Origin of the sequence: Celerinatantimonas yamalensis (genome assembly GCF_046054155.1) — a bacterium.
GTDB classification, from domain to species: domain Bacteria; phylum Pseudomonadota; class Gammaproteobacteria; order Enterobacterales; family Celerinatantimonadaceae; genus Celerinatantimonas; species Celerinatantimonas yamalensis.
Window position 1 is genome coordinate 55,867 of the sequence record NZ_JBEQCT010000012.1, and the last position, 25,996, is coordinate 81,862.

23 protein-coding genes are annotated in these 25,996 nt (G+C 50.2%); 7 read left to right on the forward strand and 16 right to left on the reverse strand.

Annotation, left to right across the window (positions count from 1 at the left end; all coding sequences use genetic code 11):
- Positions 1-27: 27 nt before the first annotated feature.
- From hypF to ABUE30_RS17790, 14 genes are all read right to left on the reverse strand, one after another.
- Positions 28-2,328, reverse strand: a complete 2,301-nt coding sequence (gene hypF / locus ABUE30_RS17725) for a carbamoyltransferase HypF (RefSeq protein WP_408625174.1) — start codon at positions 2,326-2,328, stop codon at positions 28-30.
- A 14-nt stretch (positions 2,329-2,342) separates the two neighbouring features.
- The gene (gene fdhF / locus ABUE30_RS17730; RefSeq protein ID WP_408625175.1) at positions 2,343-4,496 is read right to left on the reverse strand and encodes a formate dehydrogenase subunit alpha; all 2,154 of its coding nucleotides are present in this window, start codon (positions 4,494-4,496) and stop codon (positions 2,343-2,345) included.
- A gap of 18 nt (positions 4,497-4,514) precedes the next feature.
- Positions 4,515-5,057, reverse strand: coding sequence for an electron transport protein HydN (hydN, locus tag ABUE30_RS17735; protein ID WP_408625176.1), 543 nt, complete (start codon positions 5,055-5,057; stop codon positions 4,515-4,517).
- A 169-nt stretch (positions 5,058-5,226) separates the two neighbouring features.
- A complete protein-coding gene (gene hycI, locus ABUE30_RS17740; protein WP_408625177.1) occupies positions 5,227-5,727 on the reverse strand; it encodes a hydrogenase maturation peptidase HycI in 501 nt (166 codons plus the stop codon).
- Entirely contained in the window at positions 5,720-6,124 is a 405-nt protein-coding gene (hycH, locus tag ABUE30_RS17745; protein ID WP_408625178.1) for a formate hydrogenlyase maturation protein HycH, read from the reverse strand. Before hycH ends, hycI begins: the two co-directional genes overlap by 8 nt.
- Positions 6,121-6,894 carry an NADH-quinone oxidoreductase subunit B family protein gene (locus ABUE30_RS17750; protein ID WP_408625179.1) on the reverse strand — a complete coding sequence of 258 codons (774 nt, stop codon included), beginning with the start codon at positions 6,892-6,894 and terminating at the stop codon, positions 6,121-6,123. The genes hycH and ABUE30_RS17750 overlap by 4 nt, the downstream gene beginning before the upstream one ends.
- Positions 6,891-7,439 (reverse strand): formate hydrogenlyase complex iron-sulfur subunit, encoded by a 549-nt coding sequence (locus tag ABUE30_RS17755; RefSeq protein ID WP_408625180.1) that lies wholly within the window; start codon positions 7,437-7,439, stop codon positions 6,891-6,893. The genes ABUE30_RS17750 and ABUE30_RS17755 overlap by 4 nt, the downstream gene beginning before the upstream one ends.
- A gap of 15 nt (positions 7,440-7,454) precedes the next feature.
- Positions 7,455-9,176 (reverse strand): hydrogenase large subunit, encoded by a 1,722-nt coding sequence (locus ABUE30_RS17760; RefSeq protein ID WP_408625197.1) that lies wholly within the window; start codon positions 9,174-9,176, stop codon positions 7,455-7,457.
- Positions 9,172-10,755: a hydrogenase 4 subunit F gene (locus ABUE30_RS17765; RefSeq protein ID WP_408625181.1), complete on the reverse strand. Its 1,584-nt coding sequence runs from the start codon at positions 10,753-10,755 to the stop codon at positions 9,172-9,174. The genes ABUE30_RS17760 and ABUE30_RS17765 overlap by 5 nt, the downstream gene beginning before the upstream one ends.
- A gap of 5 nt (positions 10,756-10,760) precedes the next feature.
- Positions 10,761-11,411 (reverse strand): hydrogenase 4 membrane subunit, encoded by a 651-nt coding sequence (hyfE, locus tag ABUE30_RS17770; RefSeq protein WP_408625182.1) that lies wholly within the window; start codon positions 11,409-11,411, stop codon positions 10,761-10,763.
- A gap of 9 nt (positions 11,412-11,420) precedes the next feature.
- On the reverse strand, positions 11,421-12,863 hold the full coding sequence (locus ABUE30_RS17775; protein ID WP_408625198.1) for a hydrogenase 4 subunit D: 1,443 nt from the start codon (positions 12,861-12,863) through the stop codon (positions 11,421-11,423).
- A 26-nt stretch (positions 12,864-12,889) separates the two neighbouring features.
- On the reverse strand, positions 12,890-13,834 hold the full coding sequence (locus ABUE30_RS17780; RefSeq protein ID WP_408625183.1) for a respiratory chain complex I subunit 1 family protein: 945 nt from the start codon (positions 13,832-13,834) through the stop codon (positions 12,890-12,892).
- Positions 13,835-13,846: 12 nt separating this feature from the next.
- Positions 13,847-15,871: a hydrogenase 4 subunit B gene (gene hyfB / locus ABUE30_RS17785; RefSeq protein ID WP_408625184.1), complete on the reverse strand. Its 2,025-nt coding sequence runs from the start codon at positions 15,869-15,871 to the stop codon at positions 13,847-13,849.
- On the reverse strand, positions 15,868-16,488 hold the full coding sequence (locus ABUE30_RS17790; protein ID WP_408625185.1) for a 4Fe-4S dicluster domain-containing protein: 621 nt from the start codon (positions 16,486-16,488) through the stop codon (positions 15,868-15,870). Before ABUE30_RS17790 ends, hyfB begins: the two co-directional genes overlap by 4 nt.
- 433 nt (positions 16,489-16,921) lie before the next feature.
- On the opposite strand from ABUE30_RS17790, the gene hypA reads away from it, so the two are divergent.
- From hypA to ABUE30_RS17825, 7 genes are all read left to right on the forward strand, one after another.
- On the forward strand, positions 16,922-17,266 hold the full coding sequence (hypA, locus tag ABUE30_RS17795; protein ID WP_408625186.1) for a hydrogenase maturation nickel metallochaperone HypA: 345 nt from the start codon (positions 16,922-16,924) through the stop codon (positions 17,264-17,266).
- A gap of 39 nt (positions 17,267-17,305) precedes the next feature.
- Positions 17,306-18,277 (forward strand): hydrogenase nickel incorporation protein HypB, encoded by a 972-nt coding sequence (hypB, locus tag ABUE30_RS17800; protein ID WP_408625187.1) that lies wholly within the window; start codon positions 17,306-17,308, stop codon positions 18,275-18,277.
- On the forward strand, positions 18,268-18,564 hold the full coding sequence (gene hypC / locus ABUE30_RS17805) for a HypC/HybG/HupF family hydrogenase formation chaperone (RefSeq protein ID WP_408625188.1): 297 nt from the start codon (positions 18,268-18,270) through the stop codon (positions 18,562-18,564). Before hypB ends, hypC begins: the two co-directional genes overlap by 10 nt.
- The gene (gene hypD, locus ABUE30_RS17810) at positions 18,551-19,681 is read left to right on the forward strand and encodes a hydrogenase formation protein HypD (protein WP_408625189.1); all 1,131 of its coding nucleotides are present in this window, start codon (positions 18,551-18,553) and stop codon (positions 19,679-19,681) included. The genes hypC and hypD overlap by 14 nt, the downstream gene beginning before the upstream one ends.
- Positions 19,666-20,682, forward strand: coding sequence for a hydrogenase expression/formation protein HypE (gene hypE / locus ABUE30_RS17815; RefSeq protein ID WP_408625190.1), 1,017 nt, complete (start codon positions 19,666-19,668; stop codon positions 20,680-20,682). The genes hypD and hypE overlap by 16 nt, the downstream gene beginning before the upstream one ends.
- Before the next feature lie 195 nt (positions 20,683-20,877).
- Positions 20,878-22,956, forward strand: coding sequence for a sigma 54-interacting transcriptional regulator (locus tag ABUE30_RS17820; RefSeq protein ID WP_408625191.1), 2,079 nt, complete (start codon positions 20,878-20,880; stop codon positions 22,954-22,956).
- Positions 22,957-23,100: 144 nt separating this feature from the next.
- Complete coding sequence (locus tag ABUE30_RS17825; RefSeq protein ID WP_408625192.1) at positions 23,101-24,111, forward strand: tetratricopeptide repeat protein; 1,011 nt, start codon at positions 23,101-23,103, stop codon at positions 24,109-24,111.
- Positions 24,112-24,159: 48 nt separating this feature from the next.
- Here the strand turns inward: ABUE30_RS17825 and ABUE30_RS17830 are convergent, their stop codons facing one another.
- Both ABUE30_RS17830 and ABUE30_RS17835 read right to left on the reverse strand, forming a co-directional pair.
- The gene (locus ABUE30_RS17830; RefSeq protein WP_408625193.1) at positions 24,160-24,372 is read right to left on the reverse strand and encodes a putative signal transducing protein; all 213 of its coding nucleotides are present in this window, start codon (positions 24,370-24,372) and stop codon (positions 24,160-24,162) included.
- Between the two features lie 13 nt (positions 24,373-24,385).
- Positions 24,386-25,480: a hypothetical protein gene (locus tag ABUE30_RS17835; RefSeq protein WP_408625194.1), complete on the reverse strand. Its 1,095-nt coding sequence runs from the start codon at positions 25,478-25,480 to the stop codon at positions 24,386-24,388.
- Positions 25,481-25,996: the final 516 nt, after the last annotated feature.

The window sequence follows — 25,996 nt, forward strand, 5'->3', positions numbered from 1 at the left end:
CATTTTCCTTATTCATCAACCGATACATCACAGCGCACCAAGGCGAGCGGCAGCAACCGCAGCCTGACCCAGTGCTAATGCTCCATCACCACTTGGAAAACGCTCGGCCATTACCACATTGACATCACTCAGATAAAATTTAAATCGCTCGCGCAGCAACCGATTATTCATCACCCCACCACACACCACCACAGTATCAATACTTCGCTCACGAGCGATTTGTTTGGCCATCTGGGCAAAGCCTGCGGCCAAAGCATCATGAAAAACCCAAGCTCGCTGTGCTGGCGACCCATCCAGAACTAACCACTGACGCCAAAAGGCGGCTAAGTCCAGTTGCAGTTTGCCATTTTTCGCCCGATACACTGGCATGCTTACCTGCGCGCGCACATCGATCGCCCGGCGCGCTAACTGCTCTAAGATGATAGCCGCCTGCCCTTCATAATCGAGTTGTAGGGCATGAATGCCAAGATATGCAGCCACCGCATCAAACAACCGGCCGGTGGAGCTGGCCAGCGGCGAATTTAAACCGCTCGCAATCGCGCGGCTAAGCGCATCGGCTGGGCAATCGGTTAACGCTTGTGGCCAATGCGCAGACCAATCGGGTACAAACGAGTGCCACTGCGCCAGTAGATTACGCCATGGCTGCGTGGCAGCTTGATCACCACCCGGTAAGGCCACCGCAGGTAACCCACCGATATGCTCAAAGTGGGCGTAGTTGGCCACCAAACACTCGCCGCCCCAAAGCCGGCCCTGCTCCCCCATTCCTAGGCCATCGAGGCAGATCCCGACCACCGATTGCGCAGCGCTCAGCTTTGCTTCAACCATGGCAGCGACGACATGCGCATGATGGTGGAACACACGCTGCACAGGCACTTGCCAGCGCGCCGCCAATCGTTGCCCAAAGCGATGACTGGCATACCCCGGGTGCGCATCAATCACAATGTGTTGAGGCTGACACTGATAGACCTGTAGGTAGTGTTCAATCGCTTGTTGCCATTGCTGCTCAATGGAGTGCACCGCCAGATCACCAAAATGACTACTTAACGTCACTTGGCCATGACTGAGCAGCCCAAAGGTATTTTTCAGATCGCCCCCAAGTGCCAACACACAAGGGCTTTGGCCTAGTGCCTCCACAAGTGATTCGGCTTGCGGCACAAAGCCGCGGCTGCGCCGCATCATCAGCCCCTGCCCACCATCAAGGCGCAGCAGCGAGTCATCCATGCGGCTAACAATCCGCCGGTTATGGCCTAATAACCCATCGGCTAAGTGACTCAAATCTTGCCATGCCTGCTCATCATCCAGCGGCGGCGCTTCACCGGAACGATTGGCGGAGGTGAGCACCAAGGGTCGGCGCAGCGCCCGCGCGAGCAGATGCTGCAATGGATTGGACGGATAAATGACCCCGATTTCATCCAGATTGGGTGCCACAGCTGAAGCTAGCGCACACACGCAAGCTTTATCAGCCAGTACGATGGGCGCCGCTGACGATGATAACCAATAATGGGCATTGGTTATTTGTGTAGGCTCAAGCAATTGAGTCAAACCGCTTTGATCGGCCACCATCACTGCCAGTGGCTTACTAACCCGTGCTTTGCGCTGCCGCAGTTTCATGACGGCCTGCTGATTGCTCGCATCGCAGACCAAATGAAAGCCGCCTAGTCCTTTGAGCGCAATAATTTTGCCACGCTTAAGCGCGGTGACAGCTGCATCTAACGGTGCATCTGGATCTGATGGATGAGCAATAATACGCTCTGTTTCAGTCCACCAATGCAGCTTTGGGCCACACTCTGGGCAGGCGGTTGATTCGCCATGAAAGCGTCGATCATGAGGTGCACGATATTCATTGGCACAACGTGGGCAAAGAGGAAAATCAACTAAAGTCGTGCGCTCGCGATCATAAGGCATCGCTTCAATCACGCTAAAGCGTGGCCCACAGTGAGTGCAAGTTGTCAGAGGGTAGTGATAGCGATGATTGCTTGGGTTAAACAACTCGGCTAGACATTCAGGGCAAGTAGCTGCATCTGCGGCGATTGCCGTACTCATTGCCGCCATTTGACTGGGGCGGATAATAAACTCAGCAGGTGGATCATTCCATCTAAAACGAGACCAATCAACATGACTCAGCTGTGCAAGTGGCGGCGCTTGGGTATGCAGATCATCGACAAAGGCGGCCATATCTGGCTCAGGATAAAGGCGAACCAATACCCCGAGACCATCATTACAGACATCGCCCTTTAATCCGTAGCGCATAGCAAGTTGCCAAACAAAGGGGCGAAATCCCACCCCTTGAATGGTCCCTTGGATGCGCAGAGCAATAGCCTGACTCATTAGATATGAACCAATCAGGCCTGTTCGACGGCATTGCGCAGCCGAGCTTTGAGTTCGCTATACATTTGAGCAGTATAGTTTTCTGCCCAGATCTGATCTGCAACTGCACTCACTTTAACCGCACAATATTTGGTTTCAGGTGTTTTCGAGGTTGGATCCAAGTTATCTTGGGTTAACTCATTACACGCACCAATCCACCATTGATAGGTCATATAGACCGCGCCAGGGTTTATCCGCTCATTGAAGTTCACACGGGTAATCACTTTGCCGCGACGCGATTCGACCCAGACTAACTGCTGATCCTCAACACCTAATACTTTGGCATCGCTTGGATGGATCTGCACAAATCCTGGTTCATCCGCTAAGGCTTTTAGCGCCGCGCAGTTCCCAGTCATCGAGCGACATGAGTAATGGCCGACTTCGCGCACAGTACACAACACCAGTGGATAATCACTGCTTGGAATTTCAGCAGGTGCACGCCAAGCGGTCGCAAACAACTGCGCTTTACCCGATGGGGTGGCAAACTCATTATTTTTATATAGATAGGGTGTACCCGGATGATCCAGTGTTGGGCAAGGCCATTGTACGTGACCTAAACCTTCCATTTTTTCATACGTTGCACCGTAATATAGTGGGCACAACTCGCGCAGCTCATCCCAAATCTGTTGGTTATTTTCATAGTGCATGGGGTAACCCATCTCGGTGGCAATAAGCGAGATAATTTCCCAGTCACGTTTGACGTTATACTGCGGTTCAATGGCTTTTTCAAACCGTTGGAAGCCGCGATCTGCGCAGGTAAAGACCCCACCATGTTCACCCCAAGAGGTTGCCGGTAAAATCACATCAGCCTGCTCAGCGGTTTTGGTCATGAAGATATCTTGCACTACCAGAAAATCGAGCGCTTCGATACCTTTACGTACCAGGCTTAAATCAGCTTCGGTTTGCAGCGGATCTTCACCCATGATGTAGTAGGCTTTGATTTTGCCTTCTAATGCTAAGTGTGGAACTTGGGTGATGCGCACACCCTCTTCTTTGTCCATTGACTCAGGGTCAATGCCCCACGCTTTGGCAAATTTTTCCCGCGCGACTGGGTCAGTCACTTTCTGATAACCAGGGAATAGATCAGGTAAGACCCCCATATCACAGCCACCCTGGACGTTGTTTTGTCCGCGAACAGGCGCAACACCAGCACCTTCTCGACCCAAGTTACCGGTCAATGTAGCAACCGTTGACAAGCCTTTCACCACTTCGGTGCCTTGACCGAATTGGGTCACACCCATCCCCCACATAATTACCGCAGATGGGGCAGCCGCATAGGTGCGCATCGCTTGGCGAATATCACTCGCAGCTACACCCGTTATTTCTTCAACTTGCTCAGGGGCATAGTCTTTGACCTCATCCCACAACCCATTGAAACCTTCAGTATATTTGGCAACATACTCTTTATCGTAAAGGTTTTCCTCAATCAAGGTGTAGATGAAGGCGTTGACCAACGCCATGTTTGAGCCATTTTTTAGTTGTAGATGTTGGTCAGCAATACGGGCTGTTTCAATTTTACGCGGATCGCAAACGATAATTTTAGCCCCATTTTCACGGGCTTTAACCACACGACGCGCCACAATAGGATGAGAATCAGCACAGTTATAACCAAATACTAATAAACAATTCGATTTTTCAATGCCTTCAATTGAAATACTCATCGCACCATTGCCGAGGGTCTGACGAAGACCAGCGACCGATGGGCCATGGCACACCCGCGCGCAGCAATCAACATTATTGCTACCAATGACCGCTCGGACAAATTTTTGCATCACAAAGTTGGTTTCATTACCCGTGCCTCGTGATGACCCCGTGGTCATGATCGAGCGTGGGCCATATTTGGCTTTGATCTCACTTAAACGTTTCGCGGTATATTGAATCGCTTCATCCCAGCTCACCGCTTCAAATTTACCACCCCGTTCGCGGCGAATCATGGGTTGTGTTAAGCGTGGTGTTAATAGCTTGGTATCGTTGAGAAAATCCCATCCATAATAGCCTTTAAGACACAACTCGCCTTGGTTGGTCGCGCCATTAGCACCTTCAGCTCGGATAATTTTGCCGTTATCGACAACTAAATTTAATTTACAACCCGCCCCGCAGTAAGGGCATACAGTGGTTACTTTTTTCATGTGCAAGACCCTCGAATCTTAAAGAATTGATGCGCTAGCATCGAGCGCAGCGCGGCGGCGTTTGTCCGCATTCATTTTGGCTAAATCGTTGCGATCAACACAGCGTAGCGCCTGAGTTGGGCACACGCTCACGCAGGCGGGCCCTTGTGGCTTGTCAAAACACAAATCACATTTACTTGCTTCCGCTTTTTCCACGATGACGTTCACCGCGGCTCCAGTGTTGCGAACTACTGGGTGGGTGACCACTTCCATCGCGCCATAAGGGCAGGCAACCACACAGGTCTTACACCCAATACAACGTTCTTGTAGAACGTGAATAAAGCCATTTTCACGGCGAATTGCACCATTCGGGCACACATTGGCGCAAGGCGCATCCTCACACTGATGGCACAATGTCGCAGTACTGATATTCTCCCCGATGACCACCCGAATACGTGGGGTAAAATTCACTGAATTAATTGCAGTGACATCGCCATGGGCATCGTGAGCCACCACGCAGGCAACCTCACAAGTTCGACAACCAATGCACTTATTGGCATCGGCCAAAATAAAACGGTTCATGAGCACTCCCATTCTCTTTAGATTCGGTAACAACCGCTTAGATGAGATATACATAATCTAAGCCAAATAATTTTTCCTTTATTTTCATTATGATAACTAAACTAATACGTCTTGAATTGGCACATTGGCATCGTCACTTCGGCATATTTGACGATGTGCTCGACACCTCTTACGCCTCCTCTTGGCATAATAATGGGTCACTTAACCAAGGGATTTGCAGATAACGGCCATCACGGAGTACTTCATAAAGCTGCGTTACAGCCTGTTGCACGGCCTCGGTCATCGGATAACAAAACCCAACGATATCGGGTTGAATACCAATCATGATGATGTCCGTGACAGCCTCACGAAGATCATCAATAAGAAAATTAAGCGGCATACTGTGGGTACTCATCAACATCATTTCGCCAATGCTGTCAGGGTCAACTCGCCGAATTTGCCCAGGCGCAAGCCCCATCTCGGTGGCATCCACAATGACTAAAGTGTGCGGTGCTAGCGATCGGATATGAGCACTTTCCCCCTCAGGAAAGCTGCCGCCATCGAACACCTGCCAATGACGCTCTGGCGTGCGTTCAAATTGTTCAGCAAGTAATGGCCCAGCGCCATCATCCCCCATCATGCTATTGCCCACACACAATAGAGCTTTAACAATGGCTTTTGAATCAGTCATTTAACCTCCGAACCACCAAATGCACAGCTTTCTCTTGTTGGATAAGCTCTAACAGTTGCATCAGTTCATCACGCCACGCTAAATAACGTTGCGCTACATCAGCGCTCATCGCAGCCAGGCCTCGCGCCAGCATCACCACATGCGACACATCGATAATGATCTCGCCATAGCGGGTTATGCCGCTCAGTTTGGCTTTCGTCTCAGGATCGGTGATGACCTCTAACCAATTTAGGTAGTCGCTATAAGCACAACTAAAAGCAGGCTCAAAGCAATCAATGACACCAAGATGATGGCCGATGGCTAGCCCGTAATAGACCAGTTGCTGTGCCGCATCAGGGCAGTCTTGCTCGTCGATAAATTTACGCCGCAACGCAAAAAAAGTGACCGTTTCGCTCATACCCCAAGCTCCAGTGTGAGCTGTTGCAGCTGTCCGACAATTTCGCTTAAACGGGGATCATTGCGCTCTTTGAGATAGGCCGCCAAGGTATGGTCTGCGTTTGGTTTAACCAATAACGCCAAATAGTCATCCGCAATTTGATGACCATAACGATACCCCGCCAGCAGCCGAGCTTTGCGCTCAATAGCCACCCGCAATTGCGGCGCCACTTGCGGGTGGCGCAACTGCGCCGCCTGAGCATCGTGTTCGGACGGCTCTCTGGCATGAATTTTTTGTTCTAACAGACCCAGCGCCATCGCCAGTCCATAGAGGGTAGCAGCAGGGGTTGGTGGGCAACCTGGAATATAGACATCAACAGGAACGATGGTGTCGGTGCCCCCCCACACGCAGTACAAGTCGTGGAAGATTCCACCACTGTTGCCACAAGCGCCATAGGACACGACAATCTTGGGATCGGGCGCGGCATCATAGGATAACAGTGCGGGGATACGCATAGAGCGGGTGACCGCCCCAGTAAAGAGTAAAATATCAGCATGACGCGGCGAAGGCACTATTTTAATCCCAAAGCGTTCTGCATCAAACAGCGGTGAAATCGAGGCAAAAATCTCAATTTCACAGGCATTACAACCTCCGCAGTCAACACGATAAATATAGGCTGAGCGACCAATTTGGTTGAGCAGCGCATGTTTCATCTGAGCGATACTTGCATCGACACTGACGGGAACAGGTTGACCTTGTGCGTCCACGGCTCCAATTCGTTGCTCGCTCATAACTGTGGCTCCCGTAATAGTCGGCTTAACATGATCCGCTGTGATTGAGTAACATTGTGCAGGCGTTTGCAATCAGGACAGGTATGCAGCTGATTGGTTAAGCTTTCCTTATCGGTGTATTGCCCAGCTTGCAACAGTATCTGCTGGGCATAATCGAGTGATTTAGCAACCGCAAACGGTTTGCCGCACTCTTTACAATACGCAATGGGGAAATCCGATTTTTGATAGAGATCACTTTTATTCCAAACCGCTAACTGCACCTCTTGGCCAAGCTCAATAGCACCAGTTGGGCAAACTTCCTCGCAGCGCCCACAAAAGATACAGCGCCCCAAAAATAGCGACCACTGCTGCATCCCTGTGGCGACATTAGTTTCTACCGTTAAAGCAGTGGCCGGACAGGCATTCACACAAGCAGCGCAGGCAATACACTGCGCGGGATCATGTTCAGGCTTTCCCCGAAAATTCTTATCAACTTCCGGTGGAGTGAGCGGGTCAGTACCGGTCACAATCCCCGTTTTGAGCGCTTTTTTAAAAAATTTCAGCATCATAGACTCCTTGCTTTAAGACTTCAGCGGTGAGTGCTTACGCTCAATGCCGTAGCGCTCTACTTCTTTATATGAGACGGTTTTACTGCTGCCTTTGTTGACATCAATAAAGGTCACTCGGTCAGTACAGGAATAGCACGGGTCGAGGCTGCCGATAATCAGGGGCGCATCTGAGACTGTATTACCACGCAGCATATAACGCAGTGTTGGCCAGTTTGCATAGGTTGCAGCACGGCATCGCCAGCGATACAATTTTTGGTTATCCCCTGTCATACTCCAGTGAATATCATCGCCGCGTGGTGCTTCGGTAAAGCCCAGTGCAAATTTATTCGGCTGATAAGTAAAGCCCTCCACCATCAGGGGGCCCTGTGGCAAATTATCTAAGCCGTAGTCGATCATATTCAGCGCGGTATACACTTCGTTAATACGCACTTTGAGCCGCGACATCACATCACAACCTTGCTCGGTATGAACCGTCATCGGCAGCAACCCATAGCCGGCAAAAGGATGGTCGGTACGCATATCACGGGCATGTCCACTGGCACGCACCATTGGCCCGACATTACTAAAGTCACGCGCGATCTGAGGCTCCAAACGTCCCACACCGACTCCGCGCTGCGCCATATTCGGAGTACTGAGAAGTACATCCACCAAATCGATCACTTCTCGACGCATCTCTTGCGCCAATTTGCGGGTGGCAATCATGTCATCTTTGAGCATATCGCGGCGGATCCCGCCAATCAGATTCAGCCCATAGGTTTTGCGCGCACCGGTTAAAATTTCCGCCATCTTCATCGATTTTTCTCGGACCCGGAAAAACTGCATAAAACCAGAATCAAAACCGGTAAAGTGGCATGCTAAACCGAGGTTGAGCAGATGGCTGTGCAAGCGTTCAATCTCGAGCAAAATAGAGCGGATCATCTGAGCACGAATGGGCACTTCAATGCCTAGCGCGTTTTCAACCGAGGTGGTATAAGCCGTGCTATGAGCAAAACCGCAGATGCCGCACACGCGATCAGATAAAAAGGTCACTTCGTTGTAACCCATCCGCGTTTCGGCTAATTTTTCCATCCCTCGGTGCACATAAAAAAGGCGATAGTCGGCATCGATGATCTGCTCACCATCGACAAACAACCGAAAATGGCCTGGTTCATCTGAAGTCACATGCAGCGGCCCAATGGGCACGACACGATTCTTGTTATCACCCAATTCATTGACAAACGGATAGGTTTCTCGATCGGTGGTTGGTGCCGGACGCTGGCGATAATCCATACTGTCTTTGCGCAGTGGATAAAGATCCTCAGGCCAATCATCAGGTAGCACAAGTCGGCGTTCATCGGGCAATCCCACGGGGATCAGCCCATACATATCACGCACTTCTCGCTCGCCCCAAACCGCTGCGGGAACTTTGGGCGTCACTGATGGAAATTCAGGCACAAGCGCATTGACCAAGACTTTGACGGTCACCCAACATTTTTCGCCTTTTTCCATCGACAATACATAATAGAGGGCAAAATGACCGTTCAGTTTGCGTTCATCATTACCAAATAATACCGACAACCAACCGCCTTGCTGATAATAGAGATATTCCACCACTTCAGGCAATGCGTTCAGCTTGACGGTGATCGTCAACTGATTCTTAGTTTGCCACTGTGCTTCTAACACAGCATGGGGGAATTGCGCCTGAACTTGCGCCAAATAATCGGCGCCACACGCCGCTTGAGTAGGTTGATCAATCACGGTCTATCTCCTGACGAACAGCTGTAGGGAATGACAAATGGTCAGATGTCAGCGATACCGCCACTGGGGTATTCGCCGTTGAATCAGAGTGCAGCACTACAGCGCTTGCGCGCTCAAGTAAGCGTGATACCGGCTGCGGAATATGTGTGCCCATCAGAAGCATTAAAGCTAATAGAACTGCCATTGGCGCCGTTGTGAGCCAACTTAGTTCGCCTTTACTCATCGCTTCAGGTGCTTGGCCCAGCACCGCTTTAGCCACTAAGCGCACGAGCCCCGCCAACACGACCGTTAGCAATAGTAATAACACCACGGTCAATACATAGTGCCCGCTTCGAATTCCCGCAGTCACGGTAAGAAATTCACTGAGAAAGACGTTAAATGGGGGCATACCGCCGAGCGCCAACGCGCCGCCTGCCAGTAGTACGCCAGTTAACGGCATCGAACGCAAAACCCCTTTGACCACATTCAGATCGCGACTACCATATTTAAGTAAAACGTTGCCTGAGCCGCAAAACAACAACGTTTTGGCCAAACTGTGGTTCAGGGTATGCAGCATCGCCGCGAGCGTACCTAACGGTCCGCCAATCCCCAGAGCCAAAGCAATTAACCCCATATTTTCGACGCTCGAATAAGCCAATAGCCGTTTTATATCCCGCTGCACCAAAATCAAAAATGCAGCAACCGCCACAGATAAAAAGCCGAAAATAAGCAACAGGTGCGATGAATAAGCCGTACCAATCGCCGCACTAATTAAGATATGAAAACGAATAATCACCAATAAGGCGCAGTTAAGCAGCACCGCCGAAAGTAGTGCACTGGTAGGACTGGCAGCTTCACTATGGGCGTCAGGCAGCCAGGCATGCATCGGGAACAAACCCGTTTTGGTCCCAAATCCAATCAGCACAAATATAAACGCCAGCTTCATCAAGGTCGGGTCAAGCAAATGTGCGTAAGGGAGTACCGCGCTCCAGAAAATCGCTTGATTGGGATCAGGCATCACCTGCACCGCATTGGCATAAACCAATAAAGTGCCATACAAACCAAAAGCCACCCCAACGCTACAGATCATGATGTATTTCCAGCCCGCCTCAAGTGAGGTCCGTTTGCCGTAAATCGCCACCAAAAATGCCGAACTCACCGTCGTCGCTTCTACCGCTGCCCACATCAAAATCAAGTTGTTACTGGTAATAGCCAGCAACATGGTAAATAAGAACAGGTGAAACAATCCATAGTAAGTACACAGTGTTTCCTGACTGATTTCACCGTGAGCTAACTCATGGTTCATATAACCGATAGAGTGGACCCCCGTAATAAAGCCGATTAGACCTAAAATCAGCATAAACAGCGCGGCTAAACTATCTAAGTGAAACCACAGCGCACCGGCAAATAGCGCGCCGTGCGCATAAACCTGCCAAGTACAAACACCGCACATCACCAGCAAAACAACAATTCCAAGACTATGCAGCGTGGTAACCAGCACCTTGGCACTTTTCCCGCTCCAGCGGCAGGCAAAAGTTAATAAGGAGCTCAACAATGGCACGGCCAACAAGGTGAAGATTAGTTCATTATTACTCATGCTCATCACCCTTTTAGTTGAGTCAGTTGGCGAACATCAAGGGTGTTCAGCGAAGAATAAATTTTGCGAGCCATCAAAATCATCACAAGCACCGCGAAAATCGCATCGGTGGAGATCCCCACTTCCACGAGTTCAGGGGCGCGATAAGCTAATAACGCCAAGGTGAGATGGGCACCATTTTCCATCAAGCAATAACCAAAGATCTGCTTGAGGATGTTTCGCTGACTGACAATGCACAAAATACCCAGTAAAAAGTGTCCTAACGACACCGCCAAAACCGGCTTGAGCGACGGCGTTAACGGCAGTTGTACTGACTGTACGCCAGCAAAACTGACCAGCACGATCACGACCGCACAAAGCACTAACCACGGTGTCGCGATCACACTGCCATCGGCTTTAGCGTCCACCATATTGCGCATCGCCCAGAGCATTGCCCCGGGGACTAAAATCACTTTGGTAATAAAGGCACTGATGGCCCATTTATACAATTGCTCAGAGCCAAGCAGGTGACCCAGCGCAACAAATGTGGCCACCAACACCAGCGACTGCAACCCATAGAGCAGCGCCGCTGTGCGGGCTTTGCGTGAGATAATCACCAACACAGAGGTGAGAATCAACAAGCCTGCGAATTGGATGACGAGATAACTTCCAGTCATGATCATTCCTTATTGCAACCAGAGCGCAGCGATCACGCTCGATACCAGTGACATCACAATCAACACCACCAACACTAGCTTCATTGAAACCGGCACGGGGCTCGCAGCAGCAATCGCCTCAGAGGGCTCGCCGGGCACCGTGCGCCCTAACCAGTAGAGGAACCAGCCAAAACTTGCCACCGATTCAAGCAGCGCGACAATCAGCAGCGGCAGCAACCAAAGTTGGTTGGCTGACAGCGAAAACCCCGCGGCAAATAGCGGAAACTTACTAAAGAATCCGTTAAACGGTGGTACCCCAGCAACTGCCATTGCCGCCACGCAAAAGCCAATTCCGAGCAATGGCAAGCGCCGGATCATCCCTTTGAATTTGGGCAATGAACGGGTTCCGCAGCTGTAGCTCAGTGCCCCTGCTACTAAGAAGAACAAGCTTTTGGCATAAGCGTGGTTAAAGATGTATGCAACCCCTGCATTAAAGGCCATATGCGAGCCAAAAATTGACAACGACAGCGCTAAAAAGATGTAAGCAAGCTGCGTGATAGTGGAATAGGCCAACAACCGTTTCATATCTTTTTGTGGCAGATACATCCAAAAGCCATAGACCAGTGTGATAATAGCCATGATCACGCCAACAACACCGATAATGTGCGGCACGTGACCGGCGGCGGAAAAGATCGCCCGAGCAAAAATATAGACGCCAACTTTGACCATCGAAGCTGCATGTAAATAAGCACTCACCGGCGTTGGCGCTTCCATCGCATCGGGGAGCCACACATGCATGGGTAACTGCGCCGATTTACCCCATGCGGCAAACAAGATCCCGCCAAACACCACCAATTGACTGGTTGGATCAAGCTGGGCAATCGCTGCCAGTGCAAACGTGCCCGTTTGGGCAAACAACCAAGCGGCCGCCACATACAGACCTAATGAGGCGAGATGGGTGACTAGCAGCGCTTTTAACGCAGCTTTGAGGGATTTTTCACTTTGATAGTAACCAATCAGCCCCCATGAACAGCCGCCCGTGATTTCAAAAAACAGCAACTGGCCTAAGATCGTTGATGACAGAGTTAACCCCGCCATCGCACCGATAAACACCAGTAAAAAAGCCCAATAGCGATTATCCCCAGATTGTGGATGCTCGCGGTTGCCAGGGCTCATATAGCCACATGAGTAAATACTGACCAACAACCCCAGTGACACCACCGCAAAGCCAATCAGCAAACTCAAGCGATCAAACGTAAAGCCAAACAATTGCGCTTGGTGAAACTGATAGAGCACCCAAGTCACATCCTGTTTACCACCCGCCCAATACAGGTAAGCAAGCGAGCCCATCCCCAACGTTGCCAAAAAAGCAAATCCAGTGCAGATCAAAGGCCCGTAGCGCTTTGGCAAAAAAGCAATCAGCAACGCGCCGATAAACGGTACTAGCATCGTTGCTAAAGCAATATGGTTCATCATCAAAACAACTCCCATTCTTTGGCTTATAGCCCAGTCAGATAGAACACCAAAGCCAACGCGGCAACCCCAAATCCAAGCCATGTCACTCGGTTATTCAACAAAAACCGGCCACGGGCCATACTGTTTTCCACCAAGGCTGCCAGCACAAACACCACCACCAACTTAAGCAATAAGCTCAGCGCACCCCACAGCAGCGCGAACAGCGTCGGCGAGGCAGCTTTACCAAAAGGGATAAAAATCGCCAAAAATAACGCAGCGACCACGACCTGTTTGAAACTTAAACTCCACTTCATCAAAGCCAGCGATGCGCCGGAGTACTCGCTTAGAGGACCCTCTTGCAGCTCTTGCTCCGCTTCAGCAACATCAAAGGGGACCTTGCCCATTTCGATAAACAGCGCAAAACCACAGGCGAGTAGTGCCAGCAGTGTGGCGCTAGGGCTTTGCCAAGAACCAGCAAGAGCTGCGCTAATCACGCCAATATTGGTCGAGCCGGCCACTAGTGCGACCACGATCAGCGAGAGCATTAACACCGGTTCCACCAACACCCCGAGCGTCATTTCGCGGCTGGCACCAATCCCTGCAAACGGGCTCCCTGAATCAATCCCTGATAACGCAAAGAAAAAGCGAAAAATAGCCAGTAGATAGATCAAGGTGATAATGTCGCCGCCCCCAGCAAAAGGCGATTGAATGGTCATCATTGGCAGAGCCATAGCCACCACCAGCAAAGTACCCAGCAAAATAAATGGCGCGCAGCGAAATGCGCTACCGCTATTGACAGGGGCCACATCTTGGCGAGCCAGCAGTTTAAAAATATCCCGATATTCTTGGCTAATTGGTGGCCCTTGGCGATTGTGCATTTTGGCCCGCAGCACCCGTGACAGCCCGGCAAAAAACGGGGCTATCGCCAGTAGTAACAGAGCTTGTAATAAGCCGCAGAGCAATGGAATCAACAGCACGTGGTGTATCATTCTTGTTTCTCCCTAAAGCATGACCGCAAACAGCAAGATCAACAGTGCTGCGACCACATATAAACAGTACGCGCGAAAATCACCGAACTGGATCCATTGGACCAAACGACTCACTCGTAGCGTGCCGCGTACCATCGGCATCACCAACACCCCATCAAACATCGGTTCGACACGCTCAGCGCCGCGTCGTACGTTGTTAAGAGAACGCAGCATCAATGGTGTAGGATCGAGTATCTGCCGCAACCGATACAAGAAACTAAAGAACACTCTGAGTGGTTGCGTGAAACTTCCATCTGACACTGCCATATTGGCTTCGTAGCCATAACCACAGGCCCAAGGGTCGCCCCGGCGGCGAAATGCCAAACGGCGAGCGTGCAAACCTCTGTAGATCAGTAGCGGTAATAAAGGCAGAGCCAACAGCAGTAGCAACAGTAATGGCGCATTGAGTGAAGTGAGTGCCTGTGCACCTGGCGCCACACTCCCGCCCCCCGCAACAATTGACACGATATGGCTATGGGCAAGCATTGCAGCAATTGCGGTTAAACGCGGCGCAATTTGCCACGCGCCCAATCCCAGCAACACGCATAACAGCGCCAATAGCCCCATGGCTAAACGCATCGCACCATGTTCTTCATGCGCTTGTTCTGCTGCGGCACTTTTAGCCGCACCGCAAAAACTCACACCATAAACTTTGACAAAGCACATCGCCGCTATCGCCCCAGTAATCGCCAGCAAGACAATGGCGATGGCGCCAACCAGTTGCAGCGAAGTATGGCCATGTTGAGTCAGTGAAAATAAAGATTGATAAGTAAACCACTCACTGACAAAGCCATTGAGCAGCGGCAGTGCTCCAATCGCCATACAGCCGATAAGAAAGACAAACGCCGTTTGCGGCATACGCTTGGCAAGTCCACCCATCTGATCCATATCTTTACTGTGCACTTGTTCAATCACAGCGCCTGCGCCAAGAAACAAGAGTCCTTTAAAGACAGCGTGGTTGAGTAAATGATACAGTGCGCCTAACAAGCCAATCACCGCCAATAAAGGATGATGCGTAGCCATACCGATCATGCCAGCGCCAACCCCCATCAAAATAATGCCGATATTTTCGACCGTGCTATACGCGAGCAATCGTTTAATATCGTGTTCCGCTAAGGCATAGAGCACGCCCAGCACTGATGACAGAGCACCAAATCCAAGAACCATCACGCCCCACCACACTTGACTGGCGCCGAGCAAATCGACTCCGACTTTGATAATTCCAAAGATACCGATTTTTACCATGACCCCGGACATCATCGCTGAGGCATGCGATGGTGCAGCGGGGTGTGCCCGTGGCAACCAACCATGTAGCGGAATCATCCCCGCTTTGGCGCCAAAACCAAAAAAGGCTAACAAAAACACCAGCGACCCTTGCAGCGGACTGAGCGACAATTGCCGGAAAGCGGAAAAATCGAAACTGCCAGCCTGACGATACATCAGCAAAAACGCCAACATGATCAGCACCGATCCGGCGTGAGCGATTAAAAAGTAGAATAACCCCGCACTGACTGATGTTTCATCCTGCTCTCCGATAACCAAAAAGTATGAGGATAAGGACATTGCCTCGAACAAGACGATAAAGTAAAAGGCGTTGTCCACTACCACCAGCGACACCATCGAGGCGATAAACAGGTTCATGAAAAAGCCAATTGACCATGCACCGCGCCCTTGGTAGTGCTTGAGATAACCGATGGAATAGATAGCGGTGATGCTCGCCAGTAAGCTAATCACCACCACCATCAGCGCGGCAAATGAATCAATTCGAACACTCAATTGCGCAAACTCAGCAAATGGCCCAGGCCAATGAGCCGTGATCATCGGTGCTCCGAGTAGAATTGGCCACACGGCAACAATAGCAACGACCCCGGCGACGGTTGTCAACACGCCACTTAAGCGGATGGCCCAATCTTCAGCGCGCAGCAGACACAACGAAATGAGGCCACTGACGACAAACAGCCCCAGTGCTAGCGCTAATAAAGCAAGCGAATGACTCATGAACGTTCTCCTTTAACCGGCCGATCACCATGTGCTACCACATTAAGCTGATTGGCCTGTGGCTGTGCGCTCTGGCGCCTTTTTCGGGTATTCGCTTGATCGAGTGCTAACTGACTGACCTCAATTATCGCCCCAGTCGGACAGGTCGCCACACAGGCTGGGCCCTGATCTAAAAATGCACACAAGTCGCATTTGACCGCGACACTGCGCACGCCTTTTTTCCAATCAAGCAGAGGGCTAACCGATCGGGGCGCCCGCTCGGGGGGCGGCGCCATAGGGCTACACACACCCTCTGGAATATCGATAGGTTTCGATCCACTTAAGGTAATCGCCCCAAATGGACAGGCAATCGCACACAATTTACACCCCACACAGAGGCTCTCATTGAGCACAATGGCGTCGTTTTCACGACGAATTGCTCCAACTGGACACACCGTGATACACGGCGCATCTTCACATTGGTGACACATTTGCGGGGCCGATTCCTCGGCAGTTCGCATCACTTTTAACCTAGGTTCGCCTTGCAATCCCTCGCTTAAATGGGCTTGGGAGCACGCCGCCACACAGGTATTACAGCCGATACATAAGCTCGGATCCGCAATCACAAAACGGTTCATAATCTCTCTCTATGCTGTGCGCTTCACATCCTGCAAGTGACTCGTCATTTATGACGACAGCCCCTGCGACGACACTTTTGTCGACACCGTAAATTGAACAATGAAAGGACGATATCGCCTTAGCCTGATACGGGACGAATGCTGTTCTAGCAGCCTTTTCCAGCCAACTCACAGCGATCCCAACGGACTATTTGTTACGCTCACACGCCTCAAACGATGAGCACAAGATAGTGTTTCAGCAAGTAAACAGCATTTTTCGCACCAACTTCATAAGATTCTTATAAAACTATTATTTTTCATATGGTTATATTTAAAATAAGAATAATTAAGATGACTTTGTCGTGCATCAATTCGACAGTTGCGACAGCTCGCTAACATGGATGGCATTGGATTTGCTTTGTGGGTGTTTATCTAGTCCACTGCGAGAATCAGCATGCATGAAATTACCTTGTGTGAGCGTACGCTCGAAACCATTGAGCACTACGCTAAAGCCAATCAGGCGCAACAGATCACCGATGTTTGGATAGAGGTGGGGGCGTTTTCATGTGTTGAGCCGGCCGCCATGGATTTTTGTTTTGAGTTAGTGTGCCGCGGCACACTTGCTGAGGGCAGCCAATTGCATCTAAGTACGCAATCTGCGAGCTGTTATTGTCAAAAATGCCAACAGCCAATTGAACTTCTATCAAGCAAAGTAAAAATCTGTCCTATCTGTGGCAGTCATGACTTAAATATCAACGCCGACGATGGCGTTGAGATCCAGCGAATTGAAATTATTTAAATTAACGAGTTAAGACCAATGTGTCTTTAAGGATTGTGTATGTGCAGCACCTGCGGTTGTAGTGAAGGCGAGGTGACCATCACCTCGGGGCATCACAGTGATGACGCTTCCCACTGCCATGACCACGCCCATCACCATCACGCGCACCATGACCACTGCCAATGCCAAACGCATGACAGTGCCTCATGCGAGCACGAGCACGAGCACGATGAAACCATCGAGTTTGAAACCAGTCCATCGGTTGAAGTGCATCATCACTATTATCACCATGGCGATGTCCACCATCATATTCACTATCACCTTGCCGCGCTGCCTGAGGCGATGCCACAGCCCACGATGAGCGAGGTTACGCCCACAGTGAAACGCACGGTGACCATCGAAGAGCAAGTACTGGCCAAAAACGATCGGATTGCCGCTCATAACCGCGAGCATTTCGCCGCCCAGCATTTAGTTGCTCTAAATTTTGTCTCCAGCCCCGGTTCGGGCAAAACGACTTTATTATGTGAAACCTTAAGGCAGCTACTACCGAACCAATCGTGTGTTGTGATTGAAGGCGATCAGCAAACCCAAAATGATGCCCAGCGCATTGAAGCAACTGGCGCCCCAGCTATCCAGATCAATACGGGTAAAGGCTGTCATCTAGACGCACAGATGATCCATGACGCCATGCATCAGCTAGATGCCCCCCAAGGGAGCTATCTGTTTATCGAAAATGTTGGTAATTTAGTCTGCCCAGCCGGCTTTGATCTAGGTGAAAAACACAAAGTCGTCGTATTGTCGGTCACTGAAGGGGAAGACAAACCACTGAAATACCCCCATATGTTTGCCGCTGCATCCGTCATGCTCATCAATAAAATCGACTTACTCGAACACCTCGATTTCGATCTGCAGCGCTGCATGCAATATGCCCATCAAGTCAACCCAGAGCTCATTATCATCCCCATCAGCGCCACCACTGGTGTCGGCATGGATGAATGGCTCAGTTGGCTGGAGACCCAACCATGTGCATAGGCATTCCAGCCCAGATTATCCAATGGGATAAATGCCAACCCCACCTAGCCAACGTGGCCGTCGGTGGGGCCGTGCGTGAGGTCGACTTATCCTTAATCGGTGCGCTGGATGAACAAGGCCACTCACGGGTTGGTCAATGGGTGTTAGTGCACGTTGGTTTTGCCATGAGTATTCTCGATGAACAAGAAGCGCAACAAACCTTAGCGGCGTTGCAAGCCATGAGTGAAGTTGAGAGCGATGTCGCGGCGTTTTTAAAAGTTGGCGGGGGAGCTCATGCGCTGGATTGATGACTATCGCGGTGCATCCGAGGTCACCGCTCTCTTGGCGCAAATCAGCGCCAAGATGGCACACTTGACCCAATATAACGCGCAGCAACCGCTACGTATTATGGAGGTTTGTGGCGGCCATACCCACGCTATTTTTCGCTTCGGTCTCGACAAACTACTGCCTGATAACATTGAATTTATCCATGGGCCCGGTTGCCCAGTATGTGTTTTACCGATGGGGCGGATTGACAGCTGCCTTGATATTGCCCACCGTGATGATGTGATCTTTTTAACCTTTGGCGATGCCATGCGCGTACCCGGAGGTCACGGATCTCTGCTCGACGCGCGCCGTAAAGGCGCTGATATACGCATGATTTACTCGCCACTCGATGCGATCAAAATCGCTCAAGACAACCTGACAAAGCAGGTCGTGTTCTTCGCCCTTGGCTTTGAAACCACGATGCCCGCCAGCGCCATCACCTTTATCCGGGCTAAGGAAATGGGGCTGAGCAACCTGTTTGGTTTTTGTCAGCACATTACCATCATCCCCACGTTAAACGCTTTACTAAGCGATCCAAACCAGAAGATCGATGCACTCCTAGGCCCGGGTCATGTCGCCATGATCATTGGCGCCAACGCCTTTACGCCGCTGTGTCAGCTCTATCAGCGGCCTTTGGTCGTCAGTGGCTTTGAACCCGTTGATATGTTGCACAGCATACTGATGCTTGTGCAGCAAATTCAAGACCAGCGCGCGGTGATGGAAAATCAGTACGCGCGCGTTGTTCGAGCCGATGGTAACCCGCAAGCTCAAGCGGCAATCAAAACGGTTTTTTGCCTTAAGGCTCACAGCCAATGGCGAGGCTTGGGTGATATAGCTGATTCAGGCATGCAATTTACCCCAGAATTTGCAAGTTTTGACGCTGAACGCTATTTTCAACCCATCCAGTATGACAGTCACGAACAGCCGCAAGCATGTTGCGCACAGGTGCTCACTGGACGTTGTAAACCGCAGCAATGCCCGTTGTTTGCTCGCCAATGTACCCCGCAACACCCAACGGGAGCTTTGATGGTCTCCTCAGAAGGCGCTTGTGCCGCTTATTATCAGTATAATCAGGAGTGTATATGTCAAACGATGTAATCACCTTCGCCCATGGCAGCGGCGGGCGCGCGATGCAACAGCTTATTCAGGACACCTTAGTACGCCACTTTGATAACCCATTTTTGCGCCGTGGTGAAGATCAAGCACGCCTCCCTTTAACTCAACTCGCCAGTCAAGGTAGTCAGTTAGCGATGACCACGGACAGCTTTGTCATCGATCCCATCATCTTTGCTGGCGGCGATATTGGTAAGCTGGCGGTCTGTGGTACCGCCAATGATCTGGCCGTCGGTGGTGCACGCCCAGAATATCTCACCTGTAGCCTAATTTTAGAAGAGGGGCTACCTCTGGCAACTCTCGATACCATCATCGCGAGTATGGCCGCCACCGCCCAGCAAGCCAAAATTGAGATCGTCACTGGGGATACCAAAGTCGTCGGACATGGCTGCGCCGATAAAATCTTTATTAATACCACGGGCATTGGCGTGATTTCCCCCGAGGTACATTGGGGGATGGACCAGATTGCCGCTGATGATGCAATTATCGTCACTGGCAACTTAGGCGATCATGGCGCAGCGATTCTCAATGAACGAGAAAACTTAGGCTTAGGTGATCAATTGGTCAGCGATTGCGCGCTGTTGTGGCCGTTGGTCGAACCGCTGTTGTCGATTCGCGGCATTCATACGCTACGTGATGCCACACGTGGTGGCGTTAATGCCATTTTACATGAATTTGCCACCGCAAGTGGCTTAGGGATGCAGATCAATGAGCACGCTCTGCCCGTGAATGATGCGGTGCGCGGAATGTGCGAGTTGCTCGGGCTTGATCCGCTCAATCTGGCCAACGAGGGTAAATTGGTGATTATCACCAGCGCGCAAAGCGCAGCGGCCGTACTTAATGCACTGCAGGCCCACCCATTAGGCAAAGATGCAAGGCAAATTGGCACCGTCAACTCGCAATCAGGCGTACAGATCTGCGGCGCATATGGCGTGACTCGCCACTTAGATCTCCCCTACTTTGAGCCGCTGCCTCGTATTTGTTGATCGAGTTGGAGTTCTGCGCAGTCATGCTGCGATACAATGTCCCATGAAATGTGTGGCATTGTATCGTTAGGTTTTAAGTCAGCATGCGACACGTTAAGTCCTTGACCTCAGATTGCTGTATCCATCATGGTGGTACTAAAAAATCCAATACATGAAGGGAGGTTGTGGTTTCCACCCAATAACAAAGAGACGGCTATGTGCATAACATGTGACAATCAAATGCAGTCAACCTTTTGGCTGGATTTAACCCATCGACTCCTTGAACAATTTACAATTGATGATTTTTTAAGCTGTCTGCAACAGCAATTAACTATCCATCCATCTCTATGCCAAGTGGCACTCCTGATCAATACCTCACAATCACTGCATTGGCATGGCGTTACACCCGCTTCGCAGGGCATCAATGATTCTTTTTTACTCGAAAACGGCCCACTGCATCAAATTCAAACCACCCACCAACCGGTGCAACTCACCGCCAACGCGTATCAGCAGCGTTATCCAGCCCTTTATCAAGCCATTGAGTTACCCGATTTTCACTATTATGTCGGCTTGCCGCTTGCAAATGGGCAAGGGGGGTATCATCTCTGTGAGCTCTTTAGCCAGCAGCCTTTTGAGCCTATTGAGTTATTGCGTCACACACTCAGCATTGCCATGGCTCATCTACAATCCCATGTGCAACTTCGCTCAGAGCAGCAACAGTTATGCCAGCAGCGAGATGATTTTCATCTGCTGGTCAATGTGACTAATTCGGTATTGGCACAGCGCGATATCAACCAAGTGATCAAGCAAATCGCCCAAGAGATCCACCGCTATTTTGCCATCGATGCCATTACCATTACCTTACCGGCGCAGCGCGCACAGCAGATCATCAGTTACAGCACATTTTTTTACCACGACCAACAGATCAATGACTGTCAACAGCAAGCTCTCGATGCGCATACGCCAAGTAAACAGGTATTTACCAGCGCTAAAAGCTGCGTGTACACCTTACGCGCCCACGCCCCCGCAAACGAGCGCTCGGCGGCCGATCAAAAATTATTTGAGTTATGGCCAGCGCCATCACACCAGCTGGGACTGATTCCTATCAGCTTTGCTGGTAAGGTGTGCGGCGTGCTGCAGATTGCCCATGGGCCAGTTCAAGGATTCGCCGATAATAAGCTTAAACTCTTAGAGCAGATAGCCGAACGCGTTGGGATAGCCATTGATAACGCCCGAGCTTATCAACAAATTAAAGGTCTCAAAGAAAAACTGGTGCATGAAAACCACTATCTCAGTGAACAGATTGACCAGATGGATCATCAGTTTAACCAAATCATCGGCCGCAGCAGTGCCATTGGCGAGGTGTTAAAACAGATTGAGATTGTTGCCAAAACCAATTGCAGCGTGCTGCTGCTAGGTGAAACAGGCACTGGCAAAGAGCTGTTTGCCAAAGCGATCCACCAGCTAAGCCCCCGCGCGAAGCAGCGGATGGTAAAAATGAATTGCGCAGCAATGCCTGCCGGATTATTAGAAAGCGATCTTTTCGGCCATGAAAAGGGGGCCTTCACAGGAGCCAGCAATAGCCGGATTGGTCGCTTTGAACTCGCCCATGAAAGCTCGCTCTTTTTAGATGAAATTGGCGATATGCCCATTGAGCTGCAACCTAAACTACTACGGGTGTTACAAGAGAAAGAATTTGAACGAGTGGGTGGCAATAAGCTGATTAACGTGGATGTGCGCCTGATCGCCGCGACCAATCGCGACCTCAAATTAATGGTGGAGGATAAAACCTTCCGCAGTGACCTATTTTACCGTCTCAATGTCTTTCCGGTACGACTACCACCACTACGCGAACGTTTGGAAGATATTCCAACCCTCGTAAAATTTTTTACATTCAAAGCGGCGCGAAGATTAGGCCGCGAGATCAACAGTATTCCGGCAAACGTACTGCAACAATTGCAGCAACATCCATGGCCGGGCAATGTCCGCGAACTAGAAAACGTCGTCGAGCGGGCCGTATTACTCTCTCCCGGACGAGAACTGTGTCTACCTAGCGAGCTCAACCTTCAAGGAGCGTTTAACCCTGCCCCCATAAACCGCCCCGTTGTTGCGCCGCTAGATATGCAGCAAGGCCATCAATATCAGCAAATTATTCAAGCACTTAAAGCAACCAATGGCATTGTAGCAGGCCCTCGAGGTGCCGCACAAAAACTAGGTATCAAACGAACCACGTTACTCTCTCGTATGAAACGCCTTGGCATTGATAAGCAAGCGGTGTTAGAAGAGCAATTCTGATTGTTGTATGACTTGCCACCCTGCTCGCTCACAAGCGCCACACCTATAGTGTCCAGTATGGCGAGCGAGGCGCACAAGATAGGTTACTTTATCGCAAAAAATTGGTAGGCTCGCCACACTCTATTGTGCTGATCCCTAACGGTTATGAAACGCATCCTTATCGGTGTGCTGTCGCTTATCGCAGCGTTGGCTATCACGGTGGCTGAAAGCTACTGTTTATATCATCTTCCCCAACTACATCAGATTGGTTTGATCGGGCAAGTTATTCCGATTATCAGCCTATTGGTGATGATCTATCTTATCCATGACCGATTGCAATTGAGCAAAGGCCCGCGCTTAACCCATAAGCCCGCGGGATTCGCCGTTGACAATCAACTGTTTCAAGCATGGGATAACGCCCCCCACACGGATCCATCAGCGCCGCAGCACTATCAAACGGATGCCCCTTGGCGGCGTTATCTGCAAGGACATTTGCAATTATCAGTACGCTTTCCCATTTTGTTCGCGGGGCGCCGCTGCCGCTCATGGCTTAAAAAACGTGCGGCCATCACTCCGATACCTTACGCTTGTTGGGCGGCGCGGTGTTGGTTACATCAAAGCAATCAAGCGGCAGATTTTACGCGCGCGATGGCGCAGTTATCACGCTCTGTCACCACCAACGATCCGACTTGCTATGCGCTGCTCGGCTATATTTATGCCTGCCCAGATAGCCCCTATTATGACCCGTTGCAGGCGCTGAGCTATTTTAAACGCGGTGCTAAATGCCATGATCCGTTTGCGATATTAAACTTAGCCTATTGCTATGAATACGGATTAGGAGTGAGCACCAATCTGGAACAGGCTAAAGCGTTATATCAGCAGACAGGTGAACAATGTGGCTATCCGGTCGCCTCATATCGGTTATCGCTATTATTGGCACAAAACCCTGAACGGCTTGAGTCAGCCTACTATTGGGCCTATATTGCGATGATCGAATCCGATCACGCTTCTGCATCGGTCACGCGCTGTGAACAATTGGTCCAACAACTATTCCCCGAGCAGATTGTCGAGCTAGAAGCCCGTGCCAAACCATTACTGCGCCTGCTGTCGCTCAAACGAGCGCAAAGCAAAGGCGTTCTGCTTTGGCAAGCAACGAGCATCATTAATATGAGCTAAGCCATGGTAAACGCCTCAGTGCTCACGCTTAAATTTGCTGAGGCGTCCTTAATTGACCTTATCGTCGGAAAAATCAGTCTGTAGAACTTCGGTCGCGCTTTGCAGATCGCTTTCGTCAACCCAAAGACGCACCGCGCCCAAGGTATGCATCATCCCTACTAAATGCTCATCAACAATGACACTATCGATACCACTCGCCGCTAAACTTGCTTTGGCAATATAGGCTTCGTGGGCAAAATTATAACAACCGACTTCAACCATAGAACACTCCTCATTAATCAGCTCGATGCCAATAGAGTGCTTTGTCGCGATGACAAGCCACTGCTTGGCTGACTATAGCACTATAAATAGCTGCAGCGGAACCATAGGAAGCGATGAGCGCTTGATCAATCGGGCTCTCTAAAAATCCATTGACCGATAAAACCGGCTTACCTATGAGCAGCCGTCCAACCACCTTGCTGTCACGGCTCACAAAAGCTGCTACATCATACCCTTGCTGCTGACAGATGGCCGCGACAAGCGCGCCATAAAAGCCATTCCCCAACACCGCCAACGGTTTAGCCGCAAGCTGCTCGAGTAGCTGTTGCCAAGGCTGCGCGAGCGCTTGTAGCGAGGATTGCTGAAGATGTTTTACCAACCACGGCAGCGCTTGCTCAAACAACTGTAGAGGGTGTTCGGTTGCACTAAACGCTAAGCGTAGCTGCGCTAAATGAGCCTCGCTGAATGCAGCTGAAGGCTCAAAGGGCAGCTGTATCGAACTCTCAGATAACACCCGCGGGACGACCAATAAATAACCTTCATCCTGATAAGAACGAAAGATATGGTGCGTCTTCGCAAATAACTGTTCTAATAACTGTAAATTGCGGTTAAAGCGAGGCAAGCGATCACTGGCTGGTGCTGGCCCGTTCGCAAACGGTCCATCTTCGTAAATCCGCAGATCATCGATAATCAACACATCCTTATGATTCGGCCGCAACTTGGCAATCAGCTGCAGTTCCTGTTCAAGCGGCAGTCGAATATGCTCTTGCGGCTCATCATCATACTGATTCAGGCCAAAATCAGCGCCGGGGTAATGGGCATCTAACCAAAATAAAACGGGCGCATCATTAAGCTCTGGCAATACTCTTTGCAATGCGCGGGCACTGTCGCAATGCAATAACTGCAACCGCTCACTGTGACGCAGCGGCGCATAGATCTGGCTAAGCAGTGTATATAAATCATCATTAATTTCGCACGAAATCAACTGCCGAAATGGCAGTTGCTGTGCATATTGCAATGATTGGCCAAGCCCCGTACCTGTTTCAAATAACGTCTGGCAGTGGTACCGCTGAACAATTTGGGCGATGGGAAGGTGGCGTAAACTACCCATAAATAAACCTCGGTCGACAAAAAAGAGTGATTATTAACCCTGCCGCTTATCTCAAACGGCAGACACTTCTCTAAAAATAGACCATTAACCAACCACTTGCCGAATATTTGATATCAATATAAATAGCTCTATAGCCAACAGCGTCAGTCACCAACAGCCGCGCTGACACAATACGGAGTGCAAGAATGAGGGCAAATTATGCACACATTCTATATGACGCGTTCTCTATGGCTAAGGAGATTGAGGTTTCAAGAACAGAAAAAGGTTTATTTTGAGTCAACTTACCGAGCAAGAAGTTGCCCAGCTGGGCAACTTCTTGCTCGATCTGGGCAACTTCTTGCTCGCTGGTTATTTTATCATCAACTCTGTTTTTATCATTGGTATAAAAAACAATACCTTACAATTTATAAAAAGTTGGCATGGATGTTGTTTTACTCTTTAGTGTTTCATCAATAAACTATTAAAGAGGATCACATCTCATGCCAACACCTTGTTATATTTCGATTGAAGGCAAAA